At 71.5% G+C, this 25,010-nt stretch carries 26 protein-coding genes, 1 pseudogene and 1 riboswitch; of the genes and pseudogenes, 15 read left to right on the top strand and 12 right to left on the bottom strand.

Translation table 11 applies throughout. The annotated features are described in order from the left end of the window. Positions 1-2: 2 nt before the first annotated feature. Both ACIQJT_RS28065 and ACIQJT_RS28060 read right to left on the bottom strand, forming a co-directional pair. A complete protein-coding gene (locus ACIQJT_RS28065) occupies positions 3-1,397 on the bottom strand; it encodes a trehalose-6-phosphate synthase (protein ID WP_365452313.1) in 1,395 nt (464 codons plus the stop codon). Positions 1,398-1,507: 110 nt separating this feature from the next. Next, positions 1,508-2,452 carry a glucosyl-3-phosphoglycerate synthase gene (locus tag ACIQJT_RS28060; RefSeq protein ID WP_365452311.1) on the bottom strand — a complete coding sequence of 315 codons (945 nt, stop codon included), beginning with the start codon at positions 2,450-2,452 and terminating at the stop codon, positions 1,508-1,510. 148 nt (positions 2,453-2,600) lie between these two features. Further along, positions 2,601-2,759, top strand: a riboswitch (SAM riboswitch). A gap of 17 nt (positions 2,760-2,776) precedes the next feature. On the opposite strand from ACIQJT_RS28060, the gene thrC reads away from it, so the two are divergent. The 6 genes from thrC (at position 2,777) to ACIQJT_RS28030 (ending at position 10,416) form a co-directional block, all read left to right on the top strand. Next, positions 2,777-4,057 carry a threonine synthase gene (thrC, locus tag ACIQJT_RS28055; RefSeq protein WP_402648093.1) on the top strand — a complete coding sequence of 427 codons (1,281 nt, stop codon included), beginning with the start codon at positions 2,777-2,779 and terminating at the stop codon, positions 4,055-4,057. A 114-nt stretch (positions 4,058-4,171) separates the two neighbouring features. Further along, positions 4,172-4,447, top strand: coding sequence for a MoaD/ThiS family protein (locus ACIQJT_RS28050; RefSeq protein ID WP_123990075.1), 276 nt, complete (start codon positions 4,172-4,174; stop codon positions 4,445-4,447). 443 nt (positions 4,448-4,890) lie between these two features. Beyond that, positions 4,891-5,097, top strand: a complete 207-nt coding sequence (locus ACIQJT_RS28045; protein WP_007382895.1) for a cold-shock protein — start codon at positions 4,891-4,893, stop codon at positions 5,095-5,097. A 598-nt stretch (positions 5,098-5,695) separates the two neighbouring features. Further along, the gene (groL, locus tag ACIQJT_RS28040; RefSeq protein ID WP_020140084.1) at positions 5,696-7,318 is read left to right on the top strand and encodes a chaperonin GroEL; all 1,623 of its coding nucleotides are present in this window, start codon (positions 5,696-5,698) and stop codon (positions 7,316-7,318) included. 363 nt (positions 7,319-7,681) lie between these two features. Further along, entirely contained in the window at positions 7,682-8,803 is a 1,122-nt protein-coding gene (locus ACIQJT_RS28035; RefSeq protein ID WP_402648089.1) for an NADH:flavin oxidoreductase, read from the top strand. Between the two features lie 89 nt (positions 8,804-8,892). Then, positions 8,893-10,416, top strand: coding sequence for a carboxylesterase/lipase family protein (locus ACIQJT_RS28030; protein ID WP_402648086.1), 1,524 nt, complete (start codon positions 8,893-8,895; stop codon positions 10,414-10,416). Positions 10,417-10,425: 9 nt separating this feature from the next. Here the strand turns inward: ACIQJT_RS28030 and ACIQJT_RS28025 are convergent, their stop codons facing one another. The 4 genes from ACIQJT_RS28025 to ACIQJT_RS28010 all read right to left on the bottom strand — a co-directional run bounded on the left by ACIQJT_RS28025 (position 10,426) and on the right by ACIQJT_RS28010 (position 12,634). Further along, positions 10,426-10,995 (bottom strand): hypothetical protein, encoded by a 570-nt coding sequence (locus ACIQJT_RS28025; protein WP_402648083.1) that lies wholly within the window; start codon positions 10,993-10,995, stop codon positions 10,426-10,428. A 62-nt stretch (positions 10,996-11,057) separates the two neighbouring features. Next, positions 11,058-11,591 carry a DinB family protein gene (locus tag ACIQJT_RS28020; RefSeq protein ID WP_402648081.1) on the bottom strand — a complete coding sequence of 178 codons (534 nt, stop codon included), beginning with the start codon at positions 11,589-11,591 and terminating at the stop codon, positions 11,058-11,060. Positions 11,592-11,616: 25 nt separating this feature from the next. Further along, positions 11,617-11,811, bottom strand: coding sequence for a DUF397 domain-containing protein (locus ACIQJT_RS28015; protein ID WP_402648078.1), 195 nt, complete (start codon positions 11,809-11,811; stop codon positions 11,617-11,619). After that, complete coding sequence (locus ACIQJT_RS28010; RefSeq protein ID WP_402648075.1) at positions 11,795-12,634, bottom strand: Scr1 family TA system antitoxin-like transcriptional regulator; 840 nt, start codon at positions 12,632-12,634, stop codon at positions 11,795-11,797. Before ACIQJT_RS28010 ends, ACIQJT_RS28015 begins: the two co-directional genes overlap by 17 nt. A gap of 116 nt (positions 12,635-12,750) precedes the next feature. On the opposite strand from ACIQJT_RS28010, the gene ACIQJT_RS28005 reads away from it, so the two are divergent. The 3 genes from ACIQJT_RS28005 to ACIQJT_RS27995 are packed head-to-tail and all read left to right on the top strand — an operon-like array spanning position 12,751 to position 14,501. Further along, positions 12,751-13,143, top strand: coding sequence for a hypothetical protein (locus ACIQJT_RS28005; protein ID WP_402648073.1), 393 nt, complete (start codon positions 12,751-12,753; stop codon positions 13,141-13,143). A gap of 9 nt (positions 13,144-13,152) precedes the next feature. Continuing rightward, positions 13,153-13,857 (top strand): class I SAM-dependent methyltransferase, encoded by a 705-nt coding sequence (locus ACIQJT_RS28000; protein ID WP_402648071.1) that lies wholly within the window; start codon positions 13,153-13,155, stop codon positions 13,855-13,857. Between the two features lie 5 nt (positions 13,858-13,862). Further along, on the top strand, positions 13,863-14,501 hold the full coding sequence (locus ACIQJT_RS27995; protein WP_402648068.1) for a dihydrofolate reductase family protein: 639 nt from the start codon (positions 13,863-13,865) through the stop codon (positions 14,499-14,501). Here the strand turns inward: ACIQJT_RS27995 and murQ are convergent. Together murQ and ACIQJT_RS27985 are read right to left on the bottom strand one after the other, a co-directional pair. Next, on the bottom strand, positions 14,473-15,417 hold the full coding sequence (gene murQ, locus ACIQJT_RS27990; RefSeq protein WP_365452289.1) for an N-acetylmuramic acid 6-phosphate etherase: 945 nt from the start codon (positions 15,415-15,417) through the stop codon (positions 14,473-14,475). The two genes, ACIQJT_RS27995 and murQ, sit on opposite strands and share 29 nt — an antisense overlap. Positions 15,418-15,483: 66 nt before the next feature. Further along, positions 15,484-16,371, bottom strand: a complete 888-nt coding sequence (locus ACIQJT_RS27985; RefSeq protein ID WP_402648064.1) for a MurR/RpiR family transcriptional regulator — start codon at positions 16,369-16,371, stop codon at positions 15,484-15,486. Between the two features lie 55 nt (positions 16,372-16,426). Here ACIQJT_RS27985 and ACIQJT_RS27980 point away from each other — a divergent pair, with 55 nt between their 5' ends. Beyond that, a complete protein-coding gene (locus ACIQJT_RS27980) occupies positions 16,427-16,810 on the top strand; it encodes a hypothetical protein (protein ID WP_365452287.1) in 384 nt (127 codons plus the stop codon). Then, positions 16,807-17,085, top strand: coding sequence for a DUF4031 domain-containing protein (locus ACIQJT_RS27975; RefSeq protein ID WP_365452285.1), 279 nt, complete (start codon positions 16,807-16,809; stop codon positions 17,083-17,085). The genes ACIQJT_RS27980 and ACIQJT_RS27975 overlap by 4 nt, the downstream gene beginning before the upstream one ends. Here ACIQJT_RS27975 and ACIQJT_RS27970 read toward each other — a convergent pair. Continuing rightward, positions 17,082-18,185, bottom strand: a complete 1,104-nt coding sequence (locus ACIQJT_RS27970; protein WP_402648061.1) for a GNAT family N-acetyltransferase — start codon at positions 18,183-18,185, stop codon at positions 17,082-17,084. The two genes, ACIQJT_RS27975 and ACIQJT_RS27970, sit on opposite strands and share 4 nt — an antisense overlap. A gap of 26 nt (positions 18,186-18,211) precedes the next feature. Further along, a complete protein-coding gene (locus ACIQJT_RS27965; RefSeq protein ID WP_402648059.1) occupies positions 18,212-18,853 on the bottom strand; it encodes a hypothetical protein in 642 nt (213 codons plus the stop codon). A gap of 47 nt (positions 18,854-18,900) precedes the next feature. On the opposite strand from ACIQJT_RS27965, the pseudogene ACIQJT_RS27960 reads away from it, so the two are divergent. Both ACIQJT_RS27960 and ACIQJT_RS27955 read left to right on the top strand, forming a co-directional pair. Further along, positions 18,901-19,233: pseudogene (locus ACIQJT_RS27960) on the top strand (hypothetical protein); the annotation flags it as partial. 125 nt (positions 19,234-19,358) lie between these two features. Further along, positions 19,359-20,060: a copper homeostasis protein CutC gene (locus tag ACIQJT_RS27955; protein WP_402648057.1), complete on the top strand. Its 702-nt coding sequence runs from the start codon at positions 19,359-19,361 to the stop codon at positions 20,058-20,060. A gap of 257 nt (positions 20,061-20,317) precedes the next feature. On the opposite strand, the gene ACIQJT_RS27950 is transcribed toward ACIQJT_RS27955, so the two are convergent. Further along, the gene (locus tag ACIQJT_RS27950; protein ID WP_402648333.1) at positions 20,318-22,285 is read right to left on the bottom strand and encodes a HelD family protein; all 1,968 of its coding nucleotides are present in this window, start codon (positions 22,283-22,285) and stop codon (positions 20,318-20,320) included. A 365-nt stretch (positions 22,286-22,650) separates the two neighbouring features. Between ACIQJT_RS27950 and ACIQJT_RS27945 the strand changes: the two genes are divergently transcribed. Both ACIQJT_RS27945 and ACIQJT_RS27940 read left to right on the top strand, forming a co-directional pair. After that, the gene (locus ACIQJT_RS27945; RefSeq protein ID WP_179200241.1) at positions 22,651-22,833 is read left to right on the top strand and encodes a hypothetical protein; all 183 of its coding nucleotides are present in this window, start codon (positions 22,651-22,653) and stop codon (positions 22,831-22,833) included. A 71-nt stretch (positions 22,834-22,904) separates the two neighbouring features. Then, positions 22,905-23,270, top strand: coding sequence for a hypothetical protein (locus ACIQJT_RS27940; protein ID WP_402648054.1), 366 nt, complete (start codon positions 22,905-22,907; stop codon positions 23,268-23,270). 12 nt (positions 23,271-23,282) lie between these two features. On the opposite strand, the gene ACIQJT_RS27935 is transcribed toward ACIQJT_RS27940, so the two are convergent. Further along, positions 23,283-24,929, bottom strand: coding sequence for a DNA repair helicase XPB (locus tag ACIQJT_RS27935; RefSeq protein ID WP_365452275.1), 1,647 nt, complete (start codon positions 24,927-24,929; stop codon positions 23,283-23,285). Between the last annotated feature and the right edge of the window lie 81 nt (positions 24,930-25,010).

Raw genomic sequence — 25,010 nt, 5'->3', positions numbered from 1 at the left:
GCTCAGCCGTCCAGCGCGCGGAGCGCGTTCAGCTGGTCCAGGAACCACTGGGCCGGCGGGAGCGCCGTCGCCGCCGCGGCCAGCCGCTTCGCGCGCTCGGCCCGCTCGTGGGCCGGCATCGTCAGCGCCTCGTGCAGGGCCGCCGCCGTCTGCTCCACGTCGTACGGGTTCACCACGACCGCGTCGTCGCCCAGCTCCTCGTACGCCCCGGCCTCCCGCGACAGCACCAGCGCGCATCCCTCGTCGGACACCACCGGCACCTCCTTCGCGACCAGGTTCATGCCGTCCCGGATGGGGTTGACCAGCGCCACGTCGGCCAGCCGGTACGCGGCCAGGGAGCGCGCGAAGTCGTCCTTCAGGTTCAGCAGGACCGGGGTCCAGCCAGGTGTGCCGAAGGTGTCGTTGATCTCCTCCGCCACCCGCCGCACCTCGGCCGTGTAGTCCCGGTACACCGCGAGGTCCTGCCGCGACGGATACGCGAACGCCACGTGCACGACCCGCTCCCGCCACTCCGGCCGCGACTCCAGCAGCCGCCGGTAGGCGTGCAGCCCGCGCACGATGTTCTTGGACAGCTCGGTCCGGTCCACCCGCACGATGGTCTTCCGGCCCGCGCCGATCTCCTCGCGCAGGCCGACGATCCGCTCCTCGACGTCGGCCTCGTGGGAGCGGGCGCGCAGGAAGTCCGCGTCCGCGCCCAGCCCGTGCACCCCGATCCGGGTCTCGCCCAGCCCTCCCGCGAACTCCGCGGCGCAGGCCGTGAAGGCGTCCGCCCAGCGGCGGGTGAGGAAGCCGAGCCGGTCGGCGCCCAGCATGCCCCGCAGGACCTGGACCGCGATGTCGTCGGGGAGCATCCGGAAGTACTCCACCGGCGCCCACGGTGTGTGCGAGAAGTGGGCGATGCGCAGGTCGGGGCGGAGCTCGCGGAGCATCCCGGGCACCAGGCACAGGTGGTAGTCCTGCACCAGGACCGCCGCCCCCTCGGCCGCCTCCTCGGCGAGCGCCTCGGCGAAGGCACGGTTGTACGTCTCGTACGAGGCCCACTGGCGCCGGAACTCCGCGTCGAAGGACGGTTCCAGCGGGGTCTGGTAGAGCAGGTGGTGGACGAACCAGAGGACCGAGTTGGCGATGCCGTTGTACGCGTCCGCGTGCACGTCGGCCGGGATCGCGAGCATGCGGACGCCGTCCTCGCCGACCCCCTGCCGTACCGCCTCGCGGTCGCCGTCGGACAGCGCCGAGCACACCCACAGCGCGTCGGCCTCCGGCCCGATCGCCGACAGGCCCGAGACGAGGCCGCCGCCGCCGCGCTTCGCGTTGAGCTCGCCGTTTTCCTGGACCTCGTAGGAGACCGGGCCGCGGTTGGACGCGACCAGTACATGGGCGTTGTGCGATGAAGCCATGCCTCGAAACCTAGCCCGGTGTCCAACCGCTCAAACGTTCCCGTGGTGCATGTCGGCCGCGGGCCGTGGGGGCCGGGTGCGCAGTTCCCCGCGTCCCTGGAGGGGCGCTCCTAGGCGGCCCTTCTCTTCCTGTACTCCGCGATCTCCGTCATCGGCGGCCGCTCCTCCGTGTCCACCGAGTACGTCCGCGGCTCGAAGCCGTCCCGGCCCCGCTCGAACTGGGTGAGGGCGGGCCGGATCAGGTGGCCGCGGGCCAGCCGGAGCTGGGCGGTGCGGTAGATCGCGGCGGCCATCCGGCCCAGGGCCTGCCCGTCCTGGTGGCGGTGCTTGCGCACCCCGATGTCGACCTGGGCCAGCGCGTCCAGGCCCACCAGGTGCAGGGCGTCGACCAGCATGCCCAGCTCGACGCCGTAGCCGACGGGGAACGGCAACTGCTCCAGCAGCGAGCGCCGGGCCGCGTACTCACCGCCCAGCGGCTGCACGAAACCGGCGAGCTGCGGCCAGTGCATGTTCAGCAGCGGGCGCGCCATCAGCTCGGTGACCCGGCCGCCCTGCCCGGCGGCACCGCCCAGGGGACGGTCGTACATGCCCTTGACCAGGTCGACGCCGGGGTCGGTGAGCAGCGGGCCGACGATCCCGGAGACGAAGTCCGAGGAGAACTCCTTCAGGTCGGCGTCTATGAAGCAGACGATGTCCCCGCTCGTGACGAGCAGGGACCGCCACAGGACCTCACCCTTGCCGGGCAGGGCCGGGATGCGCGGGAGGATGTCGTCGCGGTGGACGACCCGCGCGCCGGCGGCGGCGGCGACCTCGGAGGTGCGGTCGGTCGATCCCGAGTCCACGACGACGATCTCGTCGACGAGCGGGACCTGCTGCATGAGGTCATGACGGATGACGGCGACGATGTCACCGACCGTCGCCTCCTCGTTGAGGGCCGGCAGGACGACACTGACCGTCCGGCCCGTGGCCCGCTTCGCCGCCATGATCCGGTGGAGCGGGCGATCGGTCACGGACCAGGAACGGGTCGCCAGCCAGCGCTCGACTTCGTTCAGCACAGTGCGCGGCTCCTCTGCGTGAGATCTGCGTGTGATCCATCTCGCCGTTCGGACGACTATCTCAACTGTCCTGGTCGTCGGTTACAGTCTTGAACAACGCGGGTGACCATCGCATGTCCTGGGTGGCCCGCCGTTCACAACTTCACACCGCTCATCCAGAGGGGCAGAGGGATACGGCCCGATGAAGCCCCGGCAACCCTCCAGTCGGCTCTCGTAGCGATCACCGACGATCGTCTCCGCGAGGCTCCCGGCTCGGGAAGGTGCCAAATCCGTCTCACGGCGAAGTGCGTCGTGAGGAAGATGAGGAGAAAGGGCCTCGCCTCCATGGCTGCGCAGACTGTTGCAAGCACCACGAACTCCGTCGACCTGGGTCCCGCCGCGGCGCTGAGCTGCCGCGAATGCGGCCACCGCGTCCCGCTCGGCCCGGTCTTCGCCTGTGAGGAGTGTTTCGGCCCGCTCGAGATCGCGTACGACTTCTCGGCCTACGAGACCGAGGAGCTCCGCAAGCGGATCGAGTCGGGACCCGCGAACATCTGGCGCTACGCCCCGCTGCTGCCCGTCCCCGCGGACGTGGCGGACAAGCCCAACATCAACCCCGGCTGGACCAAGCTCGTCAAGGCGGACAACCTCGCCCGCGAGCTCGGCGTGACCGGCGGCCTGTACGTCAAGGACGACTCCGGCAACCCGACGCACTCCTTCAAGGACCGCGTCGTCGCGCAGGCCCTGGAGGCGGCCCGCGCCTTCGGCTTCACCACGCTCTCCTGCTCCTCCACCGGCAACCTGGCCGGCGCGGTCGGTGCCGCCGCGGCCCGGGCCGGGTTCCGCTCCTGCGTGTTCATCCCGCACGACCTGGAGCAGGGCAAGGTCGTCATGGCCGCGATCTACGGCGGCGAGCTCGTCGGCATCGAGGGCAACTACGACGACGTGAACCGCTTCTGCTCCGAGCTGATCGGCGACCCGGCCGGCGAGGGCTGGGGCTTCGTCAACGTCAACCTGCGGCCGTACTACGCGGAGGGCTCCAAGACCCTGGCGTACGAGATCTGCGAGCAGCTCGGCTGGCGGCTCCCCGACCAGCTCGTGGTCCCGATCGCCTCCGGCTCGCAGCTCACGAAGATCGACAAGGGCCTTCAGGAGCTCATCAGGCTGGGGCTCGTCGAGGACAGGCCGTACAAGATCTTCGGGGCGCAGGCGGAGGGGTGCAGCCCGGTTTCCGTCGCCTACAAGGCGGGGCACGACGTGGTGCGGCCCCAGAAGCCGGACACCATCGCCAAGTCCCTCGCCATCGGCAACCCTGCGGACGGCCCGTACGTGCTGGACATCGCGCGGCGCACCGGCGGCGCGGTGGAGGACGTCGACGACGAGCAGATCGTGGACGCGATCAAGCTGCTGGCGCGGACCGAGGGCATCTTCGCGGAGACTGCGGGCGGGGTGACCGTGGGGGTGACGAAGAAGCTGATCGAGAGCGGGGTGCTGGATCCCTCGCTGACGACCGTCGTACTGAACACCGGGGACGGTCTGAAGACGCTGGACGCGGTGGCGGGTACGGGTCTGACGGCGACGATCCGGCCCAACCTGGATTCGTTCCGCGAGGCTGGTCTCGCGTAAGAGGTCGTTGTCCGTCTGCGGGCCGGTGGGGGCCGGTCGCGCCCACGCGGCGGCAGCCGCGAATCGACACCGCCCCGCGCCCCTGAAGCCCCAACCCGACCGGAGGTCCTGAACATGAGCGTTTCCGTCCGAATCCCCACCATCCTGCGCACCTACACCGGCGGACAGGCCGAGGTGCAGGCCGAGGGTGGGACCCTCGCCGAGGTCATCGCAGATCTGGAGAAGAACCACACCGGTATCGCCGCGCGCGTTCTCGACGACCAGGGCAAGCTGCGGCGGTTCGTGAACGTGTACGTGAACGACGACGACGTGCGGTTCGAGCAGGGACTGGAGACGGCGACGCCCGACGGGGCCGGCGTCTCCATCATCCCGGCGGTCGCCGGCGGGTGACCGTATGACTGGTCATTACCTTCGGTAACAGAAATTACCGAGTGTTCATCCGATTGCCCCCTCCGCGAGAGAAGCGGAGGGGGCAATTCTCTATGGTTGAGCGCGGTACAGTTGGGGAAGCTGCTGCTTCCTTCATGCCGGGCGCATATGAGTTCCGACTTCGGATGCGACGAGAAGTAGCCAAAGTGTGTGGGTTCTTTGTGTCTTATGCTCCTTTTATGGGGCCCGACTTGCCCCGAATTCGGGTGAATTCTCACTACATTCCGGACCCCTTCCGTCCAGAATTCTCGTCCGATTGACCTGTTGCAGACGGCAGTTGGACAGATACATTCAGCCGCGGTCGACGCGTTCCGGCGCACGCCCCCAACCATGTGGGGGGTGAGGTCTGACCCGGATCCACGAAGTGTGGATCCGTGCAAGGGCCAGTAATAGGGGAGTTAGGCATGGCTCAGGGCACCGTCAAGTGGTTCAACGCGGAGAAGGGGTACGGCTTCATCGCGGTCGACGGTGGTGCGGATGTTTTCGTCCACTACAGCGCGATTCAGATGGACGGCTACCGCACCCTTGAAGAGGGCCAGCGGGTCGAGTTCGAGATCTCGCAGGGTCAGAAGGGGCCGCAGGCGGACATGGTCCGTCTCGCGACTGGCTGAAGCACGCGCCGGGTAACAACAGCGTCGTTCTTCGTTCTTCACCGAAGGGCTCGTACCCCATGGGGAGTCATGGGTACGGGCCCTTCGGCATGTACCTCCGGTGGTTGAACGGGGTCCTGTGCGGGCGCGGGTGGGGTTTCGGGTGCGGGTTCGGTGGGGGCGGGCGTTTCTGCGCAGTTCCCCGCGCCCCTGGATGCCTGCGGCGGCCCCTGATCGTCCGTGGCGCCGGGCCACTGCAACCTGCCCAGGGGCGCGGGGAACTGCGCGCTCAGCTCCCACCGGCCGGTAGCCGCCCGACTGCCGAACCCATCGCCTCCGGGGCGCGCGATCCAGGGTGCCGGGAAGGGCGCGGGCCGGCCCTCACCGGCCCGAGCCCGCGCAGCGAACCCACCCCGGTCTTCGGCAGGCGCTTGCACTCGACCATGCCGAGTGCTAATCATTGGCGTTAGCACTCTGAAGGTGAGAGTGACAAAGATGGACCGGGTCGGTGAGGCCCGCAGGCCATGTGGGGCAAGGATCCACAGGCCGGCGAGCCGTCCGTCGCGGGCGCGGGCGCGGTCCGAAGGAATCACCCCCAGTCCTGGAGGGACCACTTCACATGGCCAAGATCATCGCGTTCGACGAGGAGGCGCGGCGCGGCCTCGAGCGCGGCATGAACCAGCTCGCGGACGCCGTGAAGGTGACGCTCGGCCCCAAGGGCCGCAACGTCGTCCTCGAGAAGAAGTGGGGCGCCCCCACGATCACCAACGATGGTGTCTCCATCGCCAAGGAGATCGAACTCGAGGACCCGTACGAGAAGATCGGCGCCGAGCTGGTCAAGGAAGTCGCCAAGAAGACGGACGACGTCGCCGGTGACGGTACGACCACCGCGACCGTGCTCGCCCAGGCCCTGGTCAAGGAAGGCCTGCGCAACGTAGCCGCCGGCGCCAACCCCATGGCCCTCAAGCGCGGTATCGAGAAGGCCGTCGAGGCCGTCTCCGCCGCCCTGCTCGAGCAGGCCAAGGATGTCGAGACCAAGGAGCAGATCGCCTCCACGGCCTCCATCTCCGCCGCCGACACCCAGATCGGCGAGCTCATCGCCGAGGCGATGGACAAGGTCGGCAAGGAAGGCGTCATCACCGTCGAGGAGTCCCAGACCTTCGGTCTGGAGCTGGAGCTCACCGAGGGTATGCGCTTCGACAAGGGCTACATCTCGGCGTACTTCGCCACCGACATGGAGCGGATGGAGGCGTCGCTCGACGACCCGTACATCCTGATCGCCAACTCCAAGATCGGCTCCGTCAAGGACCTGCTCCCGCTCCTGGAGAAGGTCATGCAGTCGGGCAAGCCGCTGCTGATCATCGCCGAGGACGTCGAGGGCGAGGCCCTGTCGACCCTGGTCGTCAACAAGATCCGCGGCACCTTCAAGTCCGTCGCCGTCAAGGCCCCGGGCTTCGGTGACCGCCGCAAGGCCATGCTCGGCGACATCGCCATCCTCACGGGCGGCGAGGTCATCTCCGAGGAGGTCGGCCTCAAGCTGGAGAACGCGACCCTGGACCTCCTGGGCCGCGCCCGCAAGGTCGTCATCACCAAGGACGAGACCACCATCGTCGACGGTGCCGGCTCCTCGGACCAGGTCAACGGCCGGGTGAACCAGATCCGCGCCGAGATCGAGAACAGCGACTCGGACTACGACCGCGAGAAGCTCCAGGAGCGCCTGGCCAAGCTCGCCGGTGGCGTCGCCGTCATCAAGGCCGGTGCCGCGACCGAGGTCGAGCTCAAGGAGCGCAAGCACCGCATCGAGGACGCCGTTCGCAACGCGAAGGCGGCCGTCGAGGAGGGCATCGTCGCCGGTGGTGGCGTGGCCCTGCTCCAGGCCTCCCAGGTCTTCGAGAAGCTGGAGCTCGAGGGTGACGAGGCGACCGGCGCCAACGCCGTGAAGCTCGCCCTGGAGGCCCCGCTCAAGCAGATCGCCGTCAACGGTGGTCTCGAGGGTGGCGTCGTCGTGGAGAAGGTCCGCAACCTCACCGTCGGCCACGGCCTCAACGCCGCGACCGGTGAGTACGTCGACATGATCGCCGAGGGCATCATCGACCCGGCGAAGGTGACCCGTTCCGCCCTGCAGAACGCCGCCTCCATCGCCGCGCTGTTCCTCACCACCGAGGCCGTCATCGCCGACAAGCCGGAGAAGGCCGCCGCGCCCGCCGGTGGCGGCATGCCGGGCGGTGACATGGACTTCTGACCGCCCCCGGGCCGCGAGGCCTGACGGTCGATCAACGTCCTTGCCGGGGCGGCCACTCCTGGGAACAGGGGGTGGCCGCCCCCGGTCGTTTCTTGCGCTATGCTTGATCACGAGCCGCTCGACGTGAACTCCCGTCGGTCGACTACGCGTTGGTGGTCCAAGGAAAGACGCCCCGCTTCCTGCGGGGAAATGCAGGTGCAAGGCCTGCCCAGCGCTCGACACGAAGCCCGTCCCGCAGACGCGGGGCGGGCTTTCTGCATGCGTGACCGGGGTCACAACGCGACGGGAAATCCTGAGGAGCACGGCACGGTTGGCACCTGTTGCAAGGTCCATGCGTATGCACATACCGAGGAGTACCCCCACGTGACCGCCTCCGCCCCCTCCCGTGCCGCCGAGATCCTCTCGCGTCCGGCCCACATCAACGGCCTGACCGTCCCGAACCGCATCGTGATGGCGCCGATGACCCGTTCCTTCTCCCCGGGCGGCGTCCCCGGCGAGAACGTGGCGTCGTACTACTCCCGGCGCGCGGCCGCCGGAGTCGGTCTGATCGTCACGGAGGGCACGTACGTCGGCCACGAGTCGGCCGGGCAGAGCGACAGCATCCCGCGCTTCCACGGCGAGGAGCAGCTCGCGGGCTGGGCGAAGGTCGCCGAGCAGGTGCACGCGGCGGGCGGCACCATCGTGCCGCAGCTCTGGCACATCGGCATGGTGCGCGAGCAGGGGCAGCCGCCCTACGCCGACGCCCCCGCGGTCGGCCCCTCCGGCCTGCGCATCGGCGCCGACGAGCCCACCGGCAAGGCGATGACCCAGCGCGACCTGGACGACGTGATCGGCGCGTTCGCCGAGGCCGCGGCCGCCGCCGAGCGCATCGGCTTCGACGGCGTGGAGCTGCACGGCGCCCACGGCTACCTCCTGGACCAGTTCCTGTGGGCGGGCACCAACCGCCGCACCGACGCCTACGGCGGCGACCCGGTCGCCCGTACGCGGTTCGCGGCGGAGATCGTGGCGGCCGTGCGGGAGACGGTGTCACCCGAGTTCCCGGTCATCTTCCGGTACTCGCAGTGGAAGCAGGAGGCCTACAAGGCGCGGCTCGCCGAGACGCCCGAGGAACTGGAGGCGATCCTCACCCCGCTCGCCGCCGCCGGTGTCGACGCCTTCCACGCCTCCACCCGCCGCTACTGGCTGCCCGAGTTCGAGGGCTCCGACCTCAACCTCGCCGGCTGGACCAAGAAGCTCACCGGCAGGACCACCATCACGGTCGGCTCGGTCGGTCTCGACGGCGACTTCATCAAGGGCTTCAGGGGCGAGGGCTCCCCGGTCAGGGGCATCGACGACCTGCTCGACTCCCTGGAGCGCGAGGAGTACGACCTGGTCGCCGTCGGGCGGGCGCTGCTCCAGGACCCCGAGTGGGCCGCGAAGGTGCTCGCGGGCCGGTTCGACGAACTCAAGCCGTACGAGGCGTCCGCGCTGAAGTCGTTGAGCTGACGGCACAGGGCTCCCCGGGTTGGTTGACCCAGGCAAGGGACGTGGGCTGGAGTAAGCGGAGCAGCCCCGACCTGTGAGGAGTTCGACCGATGACGTCAGCCGAGGGTCTCGAAGTGCGCACCGCGGCCGGTGCCGTGCGCGGGCGGGCCGAGGACGGACTGGTGGTCTTCCGGGGAATCCCGTTCGCCGAACCGCCGGTGGGCGCGGCGCGGTTCCAGGCGCCGCGGCCCGTCAGGGGCTGGGAGGGGACCCGGGAGGCGTACGCCTTCGGGCCCCCGCCCCCGCAGGAGCCCGCCTTCGGGGACCGGGCGGTGGCACTGCCGGCGCCCACCGGTGACGACTGGCTGACGGTCAACGTCTGGACCCCCGCCCCGGACCCCGCGGCCCGCCGTCCCGTGATGGTGTGGATCTACGGCGGCGCCTACAAGCTCGGCCACGCGGGCAACCCCGGCTACGACGCCCAGCACCTCGCGCGCGCCGGTGACGTGGTCGTCGTGACCCTCAACTACCGGGTCGGCATCGAGGGGTTCGCCCTGCTGGAGGGGGCGCCCGCGAACCGGGGGCTGCTGGACCAGGTCGCGGCGCTGGAGTGGGTGCGGGACAACATCACGGCGTTCGGCGGGGACCCCGGGCAGGTCACGGTGTTCGGGGAGTCGGCGGGCGCGGGGTCGGTGGCCTCGCTGCTGGCGATGCCGGCCGCGCGGGGCCTGTTCGGGCGGGCCGTCGCGCAGAGCGTGCCCGGCACGTACTTCACCGCCGGACTCGCCCGGGACATAGCGGTGGAGCTCGCCAAGGAGGCGGGTCAGGCGGCGACGGCCACCGCGCTGTCAGCCGTCGATCCCCGTGAACTCCCCTCGGCCGGGGAGCGGTTGGGCCCGCGCATGCGGGAGTTCGGCGACCGGTGGGGCCAGGCGGCGCCGACGCTCACGCCCTTCGCCCCGGTCGTCGACGGGGAGGTGCTGCCGTGCACGCCCTGGGAGGCGCTGGCGGCGGGCGCCGGGCGGGACGTGGAACTGCTCGTCGGGCACAACCGGGACGAGTACCGGCTCTTCCTGGCCCTCGGCGAGCGGCTCGGCAAGATCACCGAGGAGCAGGCGGCCGCGGCCCTGCGGACCTTCGCGCCGGGCCCGGACGGCGAGCGCTCCTACCGGGAGGCCTTCCCGGAGGCCACCCCGACCGAGCTCTACGAACGGGTGCAGACCGACTGGCTGTTCGGCATCCCGTCCCTGCGGCTGGCGGAGGCGCAGACCGCGGGCGGCGGGCGCGCCCACCTGTACGAACTGACCTGGAGCGCACCGGCGTTCGGCGGCGCGCTCGGCGCCTGCCATGCCCTGGACGTCCCGCTGCTGTTCGGCACGTACGACGCCGACCTCGGGGCCCTGCTGTTCGCGGGGACCGGGGTGCCGGACGAGGCCAGGACGCTGACCACGCGCTTCCAGTCGGCGTGGACCGGGTTCGCGCGAACCGGGGACCCGGGGTGGCCGGAGTTCGACCGCGTGGGGCGCGCCACCCAGGTCCTGGACGTGACGCCCGAGGTGCGGCCGTACCCGGAGGAGGCGGCGCGGCGGCTGTGGGAGGGGTACGACTTCGCGGCGCTGCCGCTGCTGAAGTAGGCGGCGCTGCTAGAGGTTGCCGAGCGGCTCGATGTCGACCCTGACCGGGGTGCCCCACACCCGCAGCACCTCGTAGTCGGTGAACTCGTGGACGAGCCGGTACGCCATCGCGGCGCGCGGCCCGCGGCGCTGGGCGGCGAGGTACAGCTCGGCCTCGTGCCGGTCCCGCCGCGGTGTCCCGCACAGCTGCCACTCCTGGCCGGTCCACTGCTCCGGCAGCCAGCGCTGCTGGGGCTGGGGCCGGTCCTCCCGCACCCCGTACCGGGAGGGCGCGGGTTCGGTGGAGCGGGGCCGTGCGGAGGGGCCGTTGATCTCGGCGCGGCGGGCCGCCCTGCGCCGCGTCTCGCACAGCAGGCACAGGTCGGGGGCGTTCTCGTCGACCGGGCCGTTCGGGTGCTCGGCGCAGCGGGTGGTGGGGGCGGCGGCGGAGACGCTGTCCTCCAGGAGGTCCAGGGCCCGCTTGAGGTCGCCCTTCATCTCGTGCAGCTTGGCGTCCGGGGTGTCACCGGTGAGGGCGTCCCCGTGCTCCCCGAGCACACGGAGGGCACGGCCTAGGGCGGTGAGCTGGGCGTGGTTCATGGTTTCAGGGTACGAGGGGGTCGAGCCCCCGCAGATGGTGCTGCACCTGCGGGGGGCTCCGGTCAGCCCATGCTCTTGGCGCCGTCCAGGGCCTCCCGGACGATGTCGGCGTGGCCGGCGTGCTGGGCGGTCTCGGCGACGATGTGCAGCAGCACCCTGCGGGCCGACCACTGGGCCCCGGCCTCGAACCACGGGGCCTTGGGCAGCGGGTGGGCGGCGTCCAGGTCGGGCAGGGTGGCGACCAGCTCGTCCGTCCGGTCGGCCGTCTCCGCGTAGGCGGCCAGCACGCCGGCCAGGGTCTCGCCGGGCAGCATCCGGAACTCGTCGGCCCGCCGCGCCCAGTCGTCCTCGGTCATGGCGGTGAAGTCGCCCATCGACGACGGGCCCTCCTGGATGAAGCGCACCCAGTTCCGTTCCACCGACGTGACGTGCTTGATCAGACCGCCGAGACACAGTTCGCTCACGGTGGTCCGCCGACCGGCCTGCTCGTCGGTGAGGTCGCGGGTGGTGAAGCGCAGGAAGTGCCGCTGCTTGGCCAGCGCCTCCAGCAGGTCGGCGCGCTCGTTGGTGGTCATGACGTGCGTGGTGTTGGTCATGGGCCCACGCTAGGAGCCGTAGAGGTCAGATCCTGACCTCTATGACCGCCTTGACGAACACGGACCATGACTGGGGCCGGAGCATGAGCTTCGGGCCGTGGGGGTTCTTGGAGTCGCGGACGGGGATGATGGCGGGGTGGTCTACGGCCACTTCGAGGCAGTTGTTGCCGCCACCACCGCTGTACGACGACTTGCGCCAGGTCTCAGGGTTGGTCCTCATGGGCGTAATCCTGCGTCAATGACTCGATCAGGGCCAGGGAGTTCTCCCGTGAGAGCGCGGAGGCCACCAGGAGATCGAACGTGAACCGCAGTTGGACGACCGTGGCCGGGTCGTCCTCCAGCCGGCCGGTGCGAACCCCTTCGTAGTAGGCCAGCGGAGGCGCGTCCTCGAACTCCATCAGCTTCAGGGCGCCTGCCATCGCCGAGTGGGCTCCCGCGCTGAAGGGCAGCACTTGCACGATGGCTCGGCCCTGCCGGGCCAGCTCGGAGATGTGGCGCAGCGCCTCCGCCATCACCGCCCGACCGCCGGTCTCCCGGCGCAGCGCCGCCTCGTCGAGCACCACCCACAACACCGGCTTTGTTGGACGGTCGAGGAGCCGAATCCGCTCGACCCGGCCCTCCACCCACATGTCGATGGTTTCCTCCGGTGCCGTCGGGTCGTAGGCGCGGTTCACAGCCCGTGCGTATGCGGGCGTCTGGAGCAGGCCGGGGATGAGGAGGGGCGCGTACTCCCTGATGGTCGTGGCCCGGGTCTCCGATTCCGCAGCTTCCGCGAAGTCCTCCAGGTACTTGGACTTGGCCGCCGCCGCACAGTTGCGCTGGAAGAACCCGTCCGTCCCGAGCACCTCGTCCAGCTGTCGCGCGACATCCCGCTGCATCCGCCGCGTGCCCGCCTCCAGCTGCCCCACGAACGAACCGCTCACGAACAGCCGTTGCCCCAACTCCTCCTGGCTGAGCCCCGCCTTCTCCCGTGCGTGCCTCAGCTCCGCGCCCAGCAGTGCCCTCGGTGAGGACGACGGGTCGAGGTCCTTCGGTCCCGGCATGTGCGACTCCCCATCCACCAGGTGCGGTTGTTGGGCTGGCCCATATGGCCAGGTTAGAGCCGTACCGGACACGCTGTGTGGCGAACCGTCAACTCAGTGTGCCGATGGAGGAAAGCGTGCGGTCCACCGAAGAAGTCCTGGAGTCCCTGCGGGAGGCGCTCACCGGGGTCGGCGTCGTGTTGCCGTCCCTCGCCGTCGACCCCCTCACCGGCGCCGGTAAGGAGCCGTTCCCGCTGGTCGACCTGGGGCGGTGCAACGTCCGCACGGCCGAGCGGCTGGCGTCCGTGCTGCGTGGGGAGAGGCCGCCGGTGGGGTCGTACGTCGTGGATGTGCGGGACGGGCGGGTGGGGGAGGTGATGGGGCACCTGGGCGGGAGAGTGCAGCTCAGGCCGCTGGGCGGTGGGCGGGAGTGGGACTGTCCGCCGGAGTCCACCGGGCCCGCGCCGCAGGCCGAGGTGCTGCGGGCGAGGGTGCGGAAGGTCAACAGGGAGGGACGGATGCCCTGTTGAAATGAACCCATGCCTCTCCTGGACGCCCTCGCCCGCTTCAACGACGCCCATCCGTGGAGCCACAACGCCCACTTCCACCGGTGGATCATGCGCCAGCTGCCCCGCCGCTTCGACCGGGCCCTGGAGGTCGGCTGCGGTGCGGGAGACCTGGCCCGGTTGCTGGCCACCCGGGCGAGGGAGGTCCACGGCATCGACCGCGACGAGCGGATCATCCGCGAGGCGAGGGAGTCCACCGACCCCGGGCTCCCCGTCGCCTTCTCCGTCGCGGACGCCCTGTCGTACGACGGGGAAGGCTATGACGTCATCACCTGTGTCGCCGTGCTCCACCACCTGCCCCTGACCGATGCCCTGGTCCGGCTCGGGCAGCGGCTGGCCCCCGGCGGCACCCTGGTGATCGTCGCCCTGACCCGGGAGGACACTCGCGTCCAGACCCTCCTGGGCCTTGTGTCCGTCCCGCTCAACCTGCTCACCGGGTGGATCAAGAACCGGGGGCGGAAGGCTCCACGCCCCGTCGCGATGACCGCCCCCACCCGCCCCGCCGACGTCCCCTACACCGAGTTCGTCCGCGAGGCCCGCCGCATCCTTCCCGGGGTTCGTCCGCGGCGGCGGCTCTTCTGGCGGCAGACCCTCGTCTGGAAAAGGTGCGCGCGGATGTCGATCCAGGCAGGCTCGGAACGACGCATGGGTGAGAGCACGACACCACACGAGAGGTGAAGGCCATGCCCAAGGTCCGAGTGCACAACGTGACGATCTCCCTCGACGGCTTCATGGCCGGGCCGAACCAGCGCCTGGACGCCCCGTTCGGCGACGGCGTCGGCTGGGGTGACGAGCTGCACCGCTGGTTCGTCTCCGCGTCGGAGGACCTGGCCGCCGGGAAGGGCGGCACCGACGTCGAGTTCTTCGTCCGCGGTGATCGGAACATCGGGGCCACGATCATGGGGCGGAACATGTTCGGCCCGCAGCGCGGGCCCTGGGAGGACGAGTCCTGGCAGGGCTGGTGGGGCGAGAACCCGCCGTACCACCACGACGTCTTCGTCCACACCCACCATCCGCGCCCGGATCTGGCGATGGCCGGCGGAACCACCTTCCGCTTCACCGACGAGCCGCCGGAGACGGTGCTCCGGCGGGCCTTCGACGCGGCGGACGGCAAGGACGTAAGGATCGGCGGCGGCGCGGCCACCATCCGGCAGTACCTGCGCGCCGGGCTGATCGACGAGCTCCACCTGGTGATCGCGCCCATGCTCATCGGGCGCGGCGAGCGGCTGCTCGACGACCTGGGCGGGGGGATCGACGGCTACCGGGTGTCCGAGCTGGTCGGCTCACCGAACGTCACCCACGCGGTGCTGGTCCGGCGCTGAGCGCAGCCCGCAGATGGCCTCCCGACTCCGCCAGCAGCCGGGCCGCCGTGGGCCCGTCGACGTCGGCCAGGATCGTGAGGATCGCGTTCTTCACCTCGCCGTCCGTGGCGGCCAGCGCACGCTCGACCTCCTCCGCGTCGGCGCCGGTGGCGAGCGCGACGATACGGCGGGAGCGGGCGCGCAGCTTCTCGTTGGAGGCGCGGACGTCGACCATGAGGTTTCCGTAGGTCTTGCCGAGGCGGATCATCGTGATCGTCGACAGCATGTTGAGGACGAGCTTCTGGGCGGTGCCCGCCTTGAGGCGGGTGGAGCCGGTGAGCAGTTCGGGGCCCACCACCACCTCGATGCCGTGCTCGGCGGCCGCGGCGAGCGCGCTGTCCGCGTTGCAGGACAGGCCCACCGTCAACGCCCCTTGCGCGCGGGCGTGCTGGACCGCGCCCACGGCGTACGGGGTGCGGCCGGACGCGGACACCCCGACCACCGAGTCCACGGCGGTCACCGCGAGCCCGTCCAGGTCGGCCCGCGCCAGCTCCGCGGAGTCCTCCGCCCCCTCCACGGAGGTGACCAGGGCGCCGGGGCCGCCCGCGATCAGGCCCACCACCTGGTCGGGGTCGGTGTTGAAGGTCGGCGGGCACTCGGAGGCGTCCAGGACGCCCAGGCGCCCGGCGGTGCCGGCGCCGGCGTAGATCAGCCGGCCGCCCCGGGACATCCGGTCGGCGATCGCGTCGATGGCGGCGGCGATCGCCGGCAACTGCCGGGAGACCGCCTCGGGGACGGAGGCGTCCTCGCCGTTCATCAGCCGGGCGATGTCGAGGGTCGGCAACCGGTCGATGTCGGCGAGCTCCGGCCGGAAGGCCTCGGTGGTCAGTGTCTCCAACTGGGCTCGCAGATCACGCGGGTCGGAGGTGGAGGTCATGGAGGAGTGGCTCTTTCTTCGTGACCGACGTCTCTTCGTGACCGACGTCTACCGGGTAACTCGTGCCTACCGACGGTGCCGGTGCGCCAGCGCCTCGTAGGACGCGGCCAGCGCGGGCGCCGCCGTCTCGTACGTCCGTTGCGCCACCCCCACGAACAGACAGTCCACCACGAGGAGCTGACTGGTCCGTGACGACATCGCCGCGGGCCGCAGCTCGCTCTCCCGGGCCGTGGACGTCGTCAGCACATGGTCGGCGTACTGCGCCACCGCCCCGTCCGGCCGCCCGGTGATGGCCACCGTAGTGGCCCCGTGCTCGAACGCGACCCGCAACGGCTCGATGACGTCCCCGGTCGAACCCGAGTGCGTGATCGCGATGGCCACGTCCCCCGCCCGCAGCTGCACCGCGTTCGTCACGGCCAGGTGCGGGTCGCTGTGCGCCTGCGCTATCAGCCCTATCCGCAGCAGCTTCTGTGTGAGGTCCTGGGCGACGAGACCGGAGGCCCCCACCCCGTAGACGTCGATGCGCCGTGCCGAGGCGGTCGCGGCGACCGCCGCCCCCAACTGCGCGGTGTCCAGCCCGGCCGCCGTGTCCGCAAGGGTCTGCTGCTCGTCGTAGGCGAGCTTGGCGACCACGTCCGCGATCGGATCGTCCACCGCGATGTCCGTGGTGATCGCAGGGGCCCGCCCCGACTGCTGCTGCGCGGCCAGCCCGGCGAGGGCGAGCCGCAGGTCGCGGTACCCGGGATAGCCCAGCAGCCGGGCCGTGCGCACGACCGTCGCCTCGCTCGTCCCGGTCAGTTGGGCGAGGCCGGTGACGGTGAGCGCCGCGCACCCCGCGGGGTCGTTGGCGACGGCCTCGGCGACCCGGTGCATGGAGCGGGTCATGGACGGGCCCAGCGTGCGCACCTTCGCGGCGAGAGCGCTGCCGAAAATTTCCTTCACATCCTGGGGCACACCTGAAAGATATTTTCGGCTCGGACTCGTGGTCAAGAGCCCGCACAATGGCTCCATGGAGTCCATCGGTCCACTCGAACAGACCCTGCACGCCGCACGCGCCCTCGTGCTCGCCGACCTGGCCGCGGGCGAGGTCGCCGCCGCCGACGTGGTGTCGATGGTCGAGGACTCCGTCGTACAGCGCCGCTGGTGGGTCCAGCAGTGGCCGGAGGGCGCGGAGTTCGTCGCGGGCCTGGTCGCCCAGGACGTCCAGGACGCGCTGCTGGAGACCTACGGCCGCTGGCCGCTGTGCCCGGTGTGCGGCTCCGGCGACCCGCACGCCCTGGAGGTCGAGCCGGAACTTGGCCCCGACCCGCACTGGGTGTGCCACAAGGCGGGCGTGAAGGTCGCGGCGGTCGGCTCCCTCGGCACCGCGGCGGGCGGGATCTCCGCCTCGTGACCGTCTACGTCGACCCACCCGCCTGGCCGGGCCACGGCCGCATGTGGTCCCACCTGATCAGCGACACCTCCTTCGACGAACTGCACCGGTTCGCCGAGGAGTTGGGAGTGCCCTCGCGGGCCTTCGAACGCGACCACTACGACATCCCGTCGCACCGGTACGCGGATGTGGTCGCGGCGGGCGCGGTGGAGGTCAGCAGCCGCGAGGTGGTGCGGTTGCTCACGGGGGCGGGACTGCGCCGGCGCAAGGGCGTCGCACGGTCCGAAGGCCCCTAACCGGCCCCACCCGGCAGGACGTACAGCCGCAGGCCCGTCTCCAGCTCGCCGTACGCCTGCTCCTCGTCCACGGACGCGCGGACGTAGCCGGCCCGGGCGATGACGCGCTGCGAGGCGGCGTTGTCGGACTCGATGGTGGCGCAGAGGCTGCGGACGTCGTCGCGGGCCAGGGCCCAGTCGCTCAGCGCGCGCAGGGCCTCCGTCGCGTAGCCACGGCCGCGGGCGCTCTCGGCCAGGTCGTAGCCGACCTCCGCGCGGCCGTCCTCGTCGGGGGCGCCGTGGAAGCCCATGCCGCCGATCGCCCGGCCGTCCTCCCGCCGTACGAGGACGAACAGGCCGAACTCCGGGCGGTGGACGCCCGCCTCGTACGCCTTCAGGGTCATGCCCGCGGCCTCGCGGGTGCCGTCGAAGGGGCCGTCCTCGACCCACTCGAAGTCGCCGTCGCCGCCCGCGGCCAGTTCGGCGGCGGAGGCGGGCGTGACGCCCTGGAGGGTCAGGCGCTCGGTGGGCAGCACGAGGTTGTTGCTCCAGCGCCACTCCGTGCGCGGGGCGCGGCCGGGCAGGTCGCCGCGCCCGGTGGCCCACAGCAGGGTGCGCCACGGGTCGGGGCCCGGCTGGACCTCGGGGAAGATCCGGGTCAGCACGTACTCGGGGAGGTGGGCGGGGGGTTCGTACGCCAGGCCCAGGCCCTCGGCGATGTCGTAGGTGTGCAGCAGCACCTCGGCGACGCCCATCGCGGCGAAGCCCGTGCGGTTCGCGCTGCGGAAGGGGTACGGGTGGAAGGCGCGGACCTCGCGCGGGGTGCTGCGCAGGGTCGCGGCGAACAGGACACCGGCCGTCTCGATCACGTGAAGGGTGCCCTCGGCACCGGTGCCGTCGTCCAGGGAGATCTCGAAGGGGACGTACGCCTCCTGCGCCCGGCCCGCCAACTGCCCCGCGTACGCGATCAGATCGCCCGCGACGTGCTCGGCCGTCCGCAGACAGCTCCACTCCAGCCGGCCGGCCGGCACCCCGGCCCAGTCCCGGTCCACCGCCTTCCGCAGGACCGCCACCGCGTCCGCGACAGCCTCCGTCACCCGTTCCGCGCCCATGTCTTCCATGCGGGCAGGCTAAGCCGCCGGGCGCCTCAGAGCGACAGCATTTCCAGCTCCGAGGCGAGGTTGTAGCGGGCCGTGGCCTCCCATTCGCGCGCCCCGTACGGCGTCCTGAACAGCCGGGGAAGGTCGAGCAGTTGCCGCAGGATCGCGGACCGGCCCTCGCGGAAGGCGTCGGTCGGCACGAAGCCGTACTCCTCGCGGACGGCGGCCGTGTAGGCGGCGTACGCGGAGGGCGGCGCGGCGAGGATCGCGAGGTCGGCGTCGCACAGGACCTGGCCGTCGCGGTCGTCGTCGGCCGGGTCGTGGGCGGTGGTGAGGCGGACGAGTCGGGCCACCTCGGCCGTCTCGCGGGCCGGGACCCCGGCCTCGGCGAGGGCGCGTTCGGCCAGGCGGGCGGAGCGCTCCTCGTTCTCCGAGCGGTCCGGGAGGTAGACGGCGTCGTGGAACCAGGCCGCGAGCCGCACCAGGTCCGGCCGGTCCGCGTACTCCTCCAGGACGTCCACGTGGTCGAGGACCGCCGTCAGGTGGGAGAGCGTGTGGTAGCGCCGCTGCGGCTCCCGCCAGCGGTCGAGGAGGTTGTCGGCGTACGGCGCCGGGTCGGGGCCGTCGCCGGCCCGGGCGCTCTCCAGGGCACGGGCGAAACGGTCGCGGAGGTCGTCGAGATCGGCCATGGCCTCATTGTCCCCCCGGCCGCCTCCCGACCACCGGGCGCGACGCCCTGATCCCCCTCCCGCACCCCCGCCCGGACGCCGAGTTCGCGCTGCCGACGCGGGGGTGTCCGGGTGGTGGAGGGCAGGTTCGAGAAGGGGGTCCTCTCGCCCGAGTCCGACGACCGGGACATCGCCGAGCGCGCGAGCCGGACCGACCGGCAGGTCGTCGACGAGCTGGAGCGGGGATGACGGAGGCGGGACCGGTGATCGCCGCGGCGGGCGGTGTGCTCGACCTCGTCGCGCCCCTCCACGCCGACTCCGACGACGTGGACGAACCGCTCCGGCTGGGCGACCCGGCCGGTGACCGCACCCCGGCCCGCTCCATCGGCGACGCGGCGACCCGCCAGAAGCCGAACATCTTCGCCGAGATCGGCTGAGACGCGGCGGTGAGGGGGACCCCGGGGCGGCGTATTCTTGAATTGGACTAGACCTGTAGCCGCCCGAGACCGTCGACGAATGGGGTCCCATGAGCAAGCGTGCAGTCCTGGAGGTGATCGCCCTCGACGTCGAGGACGCGGTCGCCGCCCAGGCCGGAGGCGCGGACCGGCTGGAACTGGTGACCGACATGGCGGCGGACGGTCTGACGCCGACGGTCTCCACGGTCACCGCGATCCGGGACGCCGTGGACATCTCGCTGCGGGTGATGCTCCGGCTGTCGGACGGGTTCGGGGCGGGCGACGCCCACGACGTCGGCCGGCTGGTCGGGATCGCCGGGGAGATGCGGGAGGCCGGGGCCGAGGAGTTCGTGCTCGGCTTCCTGGACGCGGCCGGCGACGTCGACCTCGCCGCGGTGGAGCGGGTCGTGGAAGCGCTGGACGGCTGCCGCTGGACCTTCCACCGGGCCCTCGACCACGCCTCGGACCGCGACGCCCTGCGCAAGCAGTTGGCCGACCTGCCGGGCCTGGACACCTACCTCACGGCAGGCTCCGCGAGCGGCGTCGACGAGGGCCTGCCGGTGCTCCGCACGGAGTCGTCGAGGACGGGCGAGCCGGGGTACGAGCAGCAACTGCTGGTGGGCGGCGGACTGCGACTGGACCATGTGCCGGACCTACGGGCATCCGGTGTCGCCGCCTTCCACATCGGCGGCGCGGCACGACCGGGCGGCTGGGAGGAGCCGGTGTCGGCGAAGGCGGTCAGCGAGTGGCGACGAGCTGTGGACCTGGGGTAACGGACCCCGGAGGGACGCCGTGGGGGGGGGGGAGGGGGGGGGGACCGATCCCGGCGGCGAGCAACCCCCGCGCACCCCCGGGCCGGGGTCGACGTGTGGCACGTCGGTGGGGCGCGGGGGCGGCCGGTCCCGGTGGGCTCCGGACTGGGGGTGAGCCGAACCCCTCAGGGGCGCGGGGAACTGCGCGAGCAACCCCCGCGCACCCGCAGACCGGGACCGGGCGTGGCACATCGGCGGAGCCGTGGGCAACCCCCGCGCTACTCGGCGAGCGCCGCCGGCAGCGGTGCGGTGTGCGTCACGATCAGGCCCGACACCGCTCGGGTCAGGGCCACGTACAGGCGCCGCAGGCCCGTGCGTTCGTCCGGTTCGCCGTCCACCACCGCCTGCGGCTCGTCCAGGACGACGTAGTCGTACTCCAGACCCTTGGCGAGGGACGCCGGGACCAGGGTCAGACGGGTCTCGGCCGTCGTCTCCTCGCCCGGCGCGAGGTACGGGATCCCCGCCTCCGTCAGCGCCTCGGCGAGGACCGGGACGCGGGCGTCCGCCGCGATCAGACCGGTCGAGCCCTCGTGGCGCAGCAACTCCTCGCAGGCGGTGACCACTTCGGCCGTGGCGGAGACCTCGCGCAGGTCGAAGAAGCCCGGGTTCTCACGGACCGACGCCACCGGCGTGAGACCCGGCGCGATGTGCGGCAGCAACCGGGAGGCGTACGTGATGACGTCCGTCGGCACCCGGAAACCGGCCGTCAGCTCCTCGATCACACCGTCCGGCTTGCCGAGGTGGGCCAGCGCCTCGTCCCAGCTCCGCGTCGCCCACGGTGTGGTGCCCTGCGCGAGGTCGCCCAGGACGGTCGCCGAACCGGTCGAGCAGCGGCGGCCGACCGCCCGGTACTGCATGGGGGAGAGGTCCTGCGCCTCGTCGAGCACCACATGCCCGAGCGAGTGCGTGCGCTGCACGAGGTCCGTCGCCTCGTCGATCAGCACCGCGTCCGCCGACGACCACCTCGCCGACTTCACCGAACGCACCGGCTTCGCCCACAGGATCGTCTTGCGCTCGTCCTCGGAGAGGATCCCGTCCGCGTGCTCCGCGAGGAAGTCCGCGTCCGTCAGCAGCCGCAGCACCAGCTTCGCCGGATCCACCGGCGGCCAGATCGCCTTCACCGCCGCCTTCACCGCCGAGTTGCGGGCCACCGCGTCCTGCACCCGGTCGTCCGGCGCCTCCCCGGACCGCTCCATCTGCACCAGCACGGCGTGCGCGATGCGCTGCGGAAGGGCCTCACGGGCGGCGCCGTACCGGATGCCCCGGTCCAGCAGCTCCCGGACGATGTCCTCGATCTCGTACGCCGGGACCCGCCACCTGCGCGACCCGCGCACCACCATCACCGGCTCGGTCGGCATGGTCACGTGCGAGTACACCGCCCGCCTGAGCACCTCCGCCATCCTCGCGTCGCCCTTGAGGACGGCGGCGGGCGCCTCGTCGGTGCCGCGCACCTCCACGTGCGCCACGAGGTCGTCGACCGTGGCCTGCCGCACCGTCAACTCGCCCAGGGCGGGCAGCACCTGCTCGATGTAGTGCAGGAAGGACCGGTTCGGTCCGATGACGAGGGTGCCGGTGCGGGCGAGCCGCTCGCGGTGGGCGTAGAGGAGATAGGCGACCCGGTGCAGGCCGACGGCGGTCTTCCCGGTGCCGGGACCTCCCTGCACGCAGACCGTGCCGCCGAGCCCGGACCGTACGATCTCGTCCTGCTCGGGCTGGATCGTCGCCACGATGTCGCGCATCGGGCCGACGCGTGGCCGCTCGATCTCCTGCTGGAGCAGCTTGCTGGTGGCGGCGGCCTCCGCCGGGTCGGACAGGTGCTCGTCCTCGTACGCCGTGATCTCCCCGCGCGTGTACCCGAAGCGGCGGCGCAGCCCGACGTCCATCGGGTCCTTCTTGGACGCCCGGTAGAACGGCTGCGAGACCGGCGCCCGCCAGTCGATCACCATCGGGTCGCCGTCGTGGTCGTGGACGTGCCGGCGCCCGATGTAGAAACGCTCACCCTCCGCGCCCTCGGCCCGGTCGGCGCCGGGGGCGTGCAGGTAGTCGAGGCGGCCGAAGAACAGCGGGGTGTCGCTGAGGTCCGCCAGTGCCTTGATCCGGTCGTCGATCTGGCGGGCCAGGACCTCGGCGTTGACCCAGTTCGCGGTGACGTCCTTGATGTCCAGCGACTCGACGTCCTCACGCATGGCGCGCAGTGCGGCACGGGAGCCGGCGAGGTGGGCGCGTTCGCGGGCGAGGGGATCGTCGTCTGCGGGCACGGGAGTGGACGACCTGGACAAGGGGGTGCCTCCGAAGGTGCTGCGGGCCGCGTGGTGGGATGCCGACCGGTTTCCGTCCGGGCGGCGGCACTCCGTGAGGGAGGCGGGCAAGAGCGGAGATTCTAGAGGGAACGCGTGAGAGGGGGCCAACGCATTTCTCCGGGACCGGCCCCTAGGGGATCGCCCCTCCCCCTTCCGGGGTGGCTCCACCCCGCGGGCCGTACTCAGGTAGCACGGAAAGGGACTACCTGAGACCGATGCCCTCTTTATCCCTGCTCGGCCACCATGGAGACATGAGCGCAGCGACCTTCACCCCAGCCCCCGGTCGCCCGTCCGGGGCGACCCCCGTCTCCGGTATCCACAGCACCCACCGCCTCGGCAACGCCCTGCGGGCGGTCCGCGTCTTCGCCGGCGCCGCCTTCGACGTCGTCATACTCGGCGAGTACGGCGAGGAGGCCGGCGTCCGGCGCCGCTGAGTACGGCACACGGCCCGGGATGAGTACCCGAGCCGATGTCCGGCCGCCTCCGCGGCGGTTCACTCGGCGGTATGACGACAGCGACCGCACCGGCCCTTCCCGACCGCGACCAGGACCGCCACGCGTGGGTGGCCCCGCTGGTCGCGACCGTCCTGCTGGTCGTCCTCGGCCCGCTCGCCCTGCTGTTCGGCGGCCTGTCCGCGATGGCCACCGACTCCTGCGGCCCCGACGACTGCCCGCGGGCCCTGACGGCGTCCCTGACCGTGATCTACGCGATCCTGGAGTTCGGGGCCCTGGTCACCCTGCCCGCCTTCGTCGCCTCCTGGGCCCTGCCCTGGCAGCGCCGCTGGTCCGCCCTGCGCGCGTGGCTGGCGCTCCTCGCGGTGCTGCCGCCGGCGACCGTCCTCGCGCTGGTCCTCACACTGCTGACGCCGTAGCCGCCCCGGCGCTCAGGACCCCTCCGCCAGCAGGTCGTCCGCGTCCACGATCCGGTAGGCGTACCCCTGCTCCGCCAGGAACCGCTGCCGGTGGGCGGCGAAGTCCTGGTCGATGGTGTCGCGGGCGACCACCGAGTAGAAGTGCGCCTGGTGGCCGTCCGCCTTCGGACGCAGCACCCGCCCGAGCCGCTGGGCCTCCTCCTGGCGGGAGCCGAAGGTGCCCGAGACCTGGATGGCGACGGTCGCCTCCGGCAGGTCGATGGAGAAGTTCGCCACCTTCGACACCACCAGCACGCTGATCTCGCCCTCCCGGAAGGCGCCGAAGAGCTTCTCGCGCTGGGCGTTGGTGGTCTCGCCCTTGATGACGGGGGCGTTCAGATGCTCGCCGAGTTCGTCGAGCTGGTCGATGTACTGGCCGATCACCAGGATCTGCTGGCCCGCGAAGCGCTTGACGAGCGCCTCCGTGACCTTCCGCTTGGTCGCGGTCGTGGCACAGAAGCGGTACTTCTCCTCCTGCTCGGCGGTGGCGTAGGCGAGCCGCTCGGAGTCGGTCAGGTTCACCCGCACCTCGACGCAGTCGGCGGGCGCGATGTACCCCTGCGCCTCGATCTCCTTCCACGGCGCGTCGAACCGCTTGGGCCCGATCAGCGAGAAGACGTCCGACTCCCGCCCGTCCTCCCGCACCAGGGTCGCGGTCAGCCCGAGCCTGCGCCGGGCCTGGAGGTCGGCGGTGAACTTGAAGACGGGCGCGGGCAGCAGGTGCACCTCGTCGTAGACGATGAGCCCCCAGTCCCGGGAGTCGAACAGCTCCAGGTGCGGGTAGACGCCCTTCCGCCGGGTCGTCAGCACCTGGTAGGTGGCGATGGTGACGGGCCGGATCTCCTTGCGGGTCCCGCTGTACTCGCCGATCTCGTCCTCGGTCAGCGAGGTCCGCTTCACCAGCTCGTGCTTCCACTGCCGGGCCGAGACGGTGTTGGTGACGAGGATCAGCGTGGTCGACTTGGCCTGCGCCATGGACCCGGCGCCGACGAGGGTCTTGCCCGCGCCACAGGGCAGGACGACCACTCCGCTGCCGCCGTGCCAGAAGTTCTCCACGGCCTGCTTCTGGTAGGGCCGGAGCGCCCAGCCGTCCTCGGCCAGCTCGATCGGGTGCGCCTCGCCGTCGACGTATCCCGCGAGGTCCTCGGCGGGCCAGCCCAGCTTCAGCAGCGTCTGCTTGATCTGCCCGCGCTCGGAGGGGTGCACGACCACGGTGTCCGGGTCCAGCCGCGCCCCGACCAGCGGGGTGATCCGCTTCGAGCGCAGGATCTCCTCCAGGACCGGCCGGTCGGTGGTGGTGAGCACGAGCCCGTGGGCGGGGTGCTTGCTGAGCGTGAGCCGCCCGTAGCGGTCCATCGTCTCGGCGACGTCGACGAGCAGGGCGTGCGGCACCGGGTAGCGGCTGTACTGCACCAGGGCGTCGACCACCTGCTCGGCGTCGTGCCCGGCGGCACGCGCGTTCCACAGCCCGAGCGGGGTCACCCGGTAGGTGTGGATGTGCTCGGGCGCCCGCTCCAGCTCGGCGAACGGCGCGATGGCCCGACGGCACTCGTCGGCCTGCTCGTGGTCGACCTCGAGCAGCAGGGTCTTGTCGGACTGGACGATGAGAGGACCGTTCACGTACATGCATCCTTCCGCACGGGCCAAACGTCCAGTGTGCCTCAACCAGGGACGATCAAGGGAGGCCGAGCCGGCCGGGGT

The sequence above is a fragment of the Streptomyces sp. NPDC091972 genome, from assembly GCF_044756385.1.
GTDB lineage: Bacteria > Actinomycetota > Actinomycetes > Streptomycetales > Streptomycetaceae > Streptomyces.
This window is presented reverse-complemented; position numbering and strand designations above follow the sequence as displayed.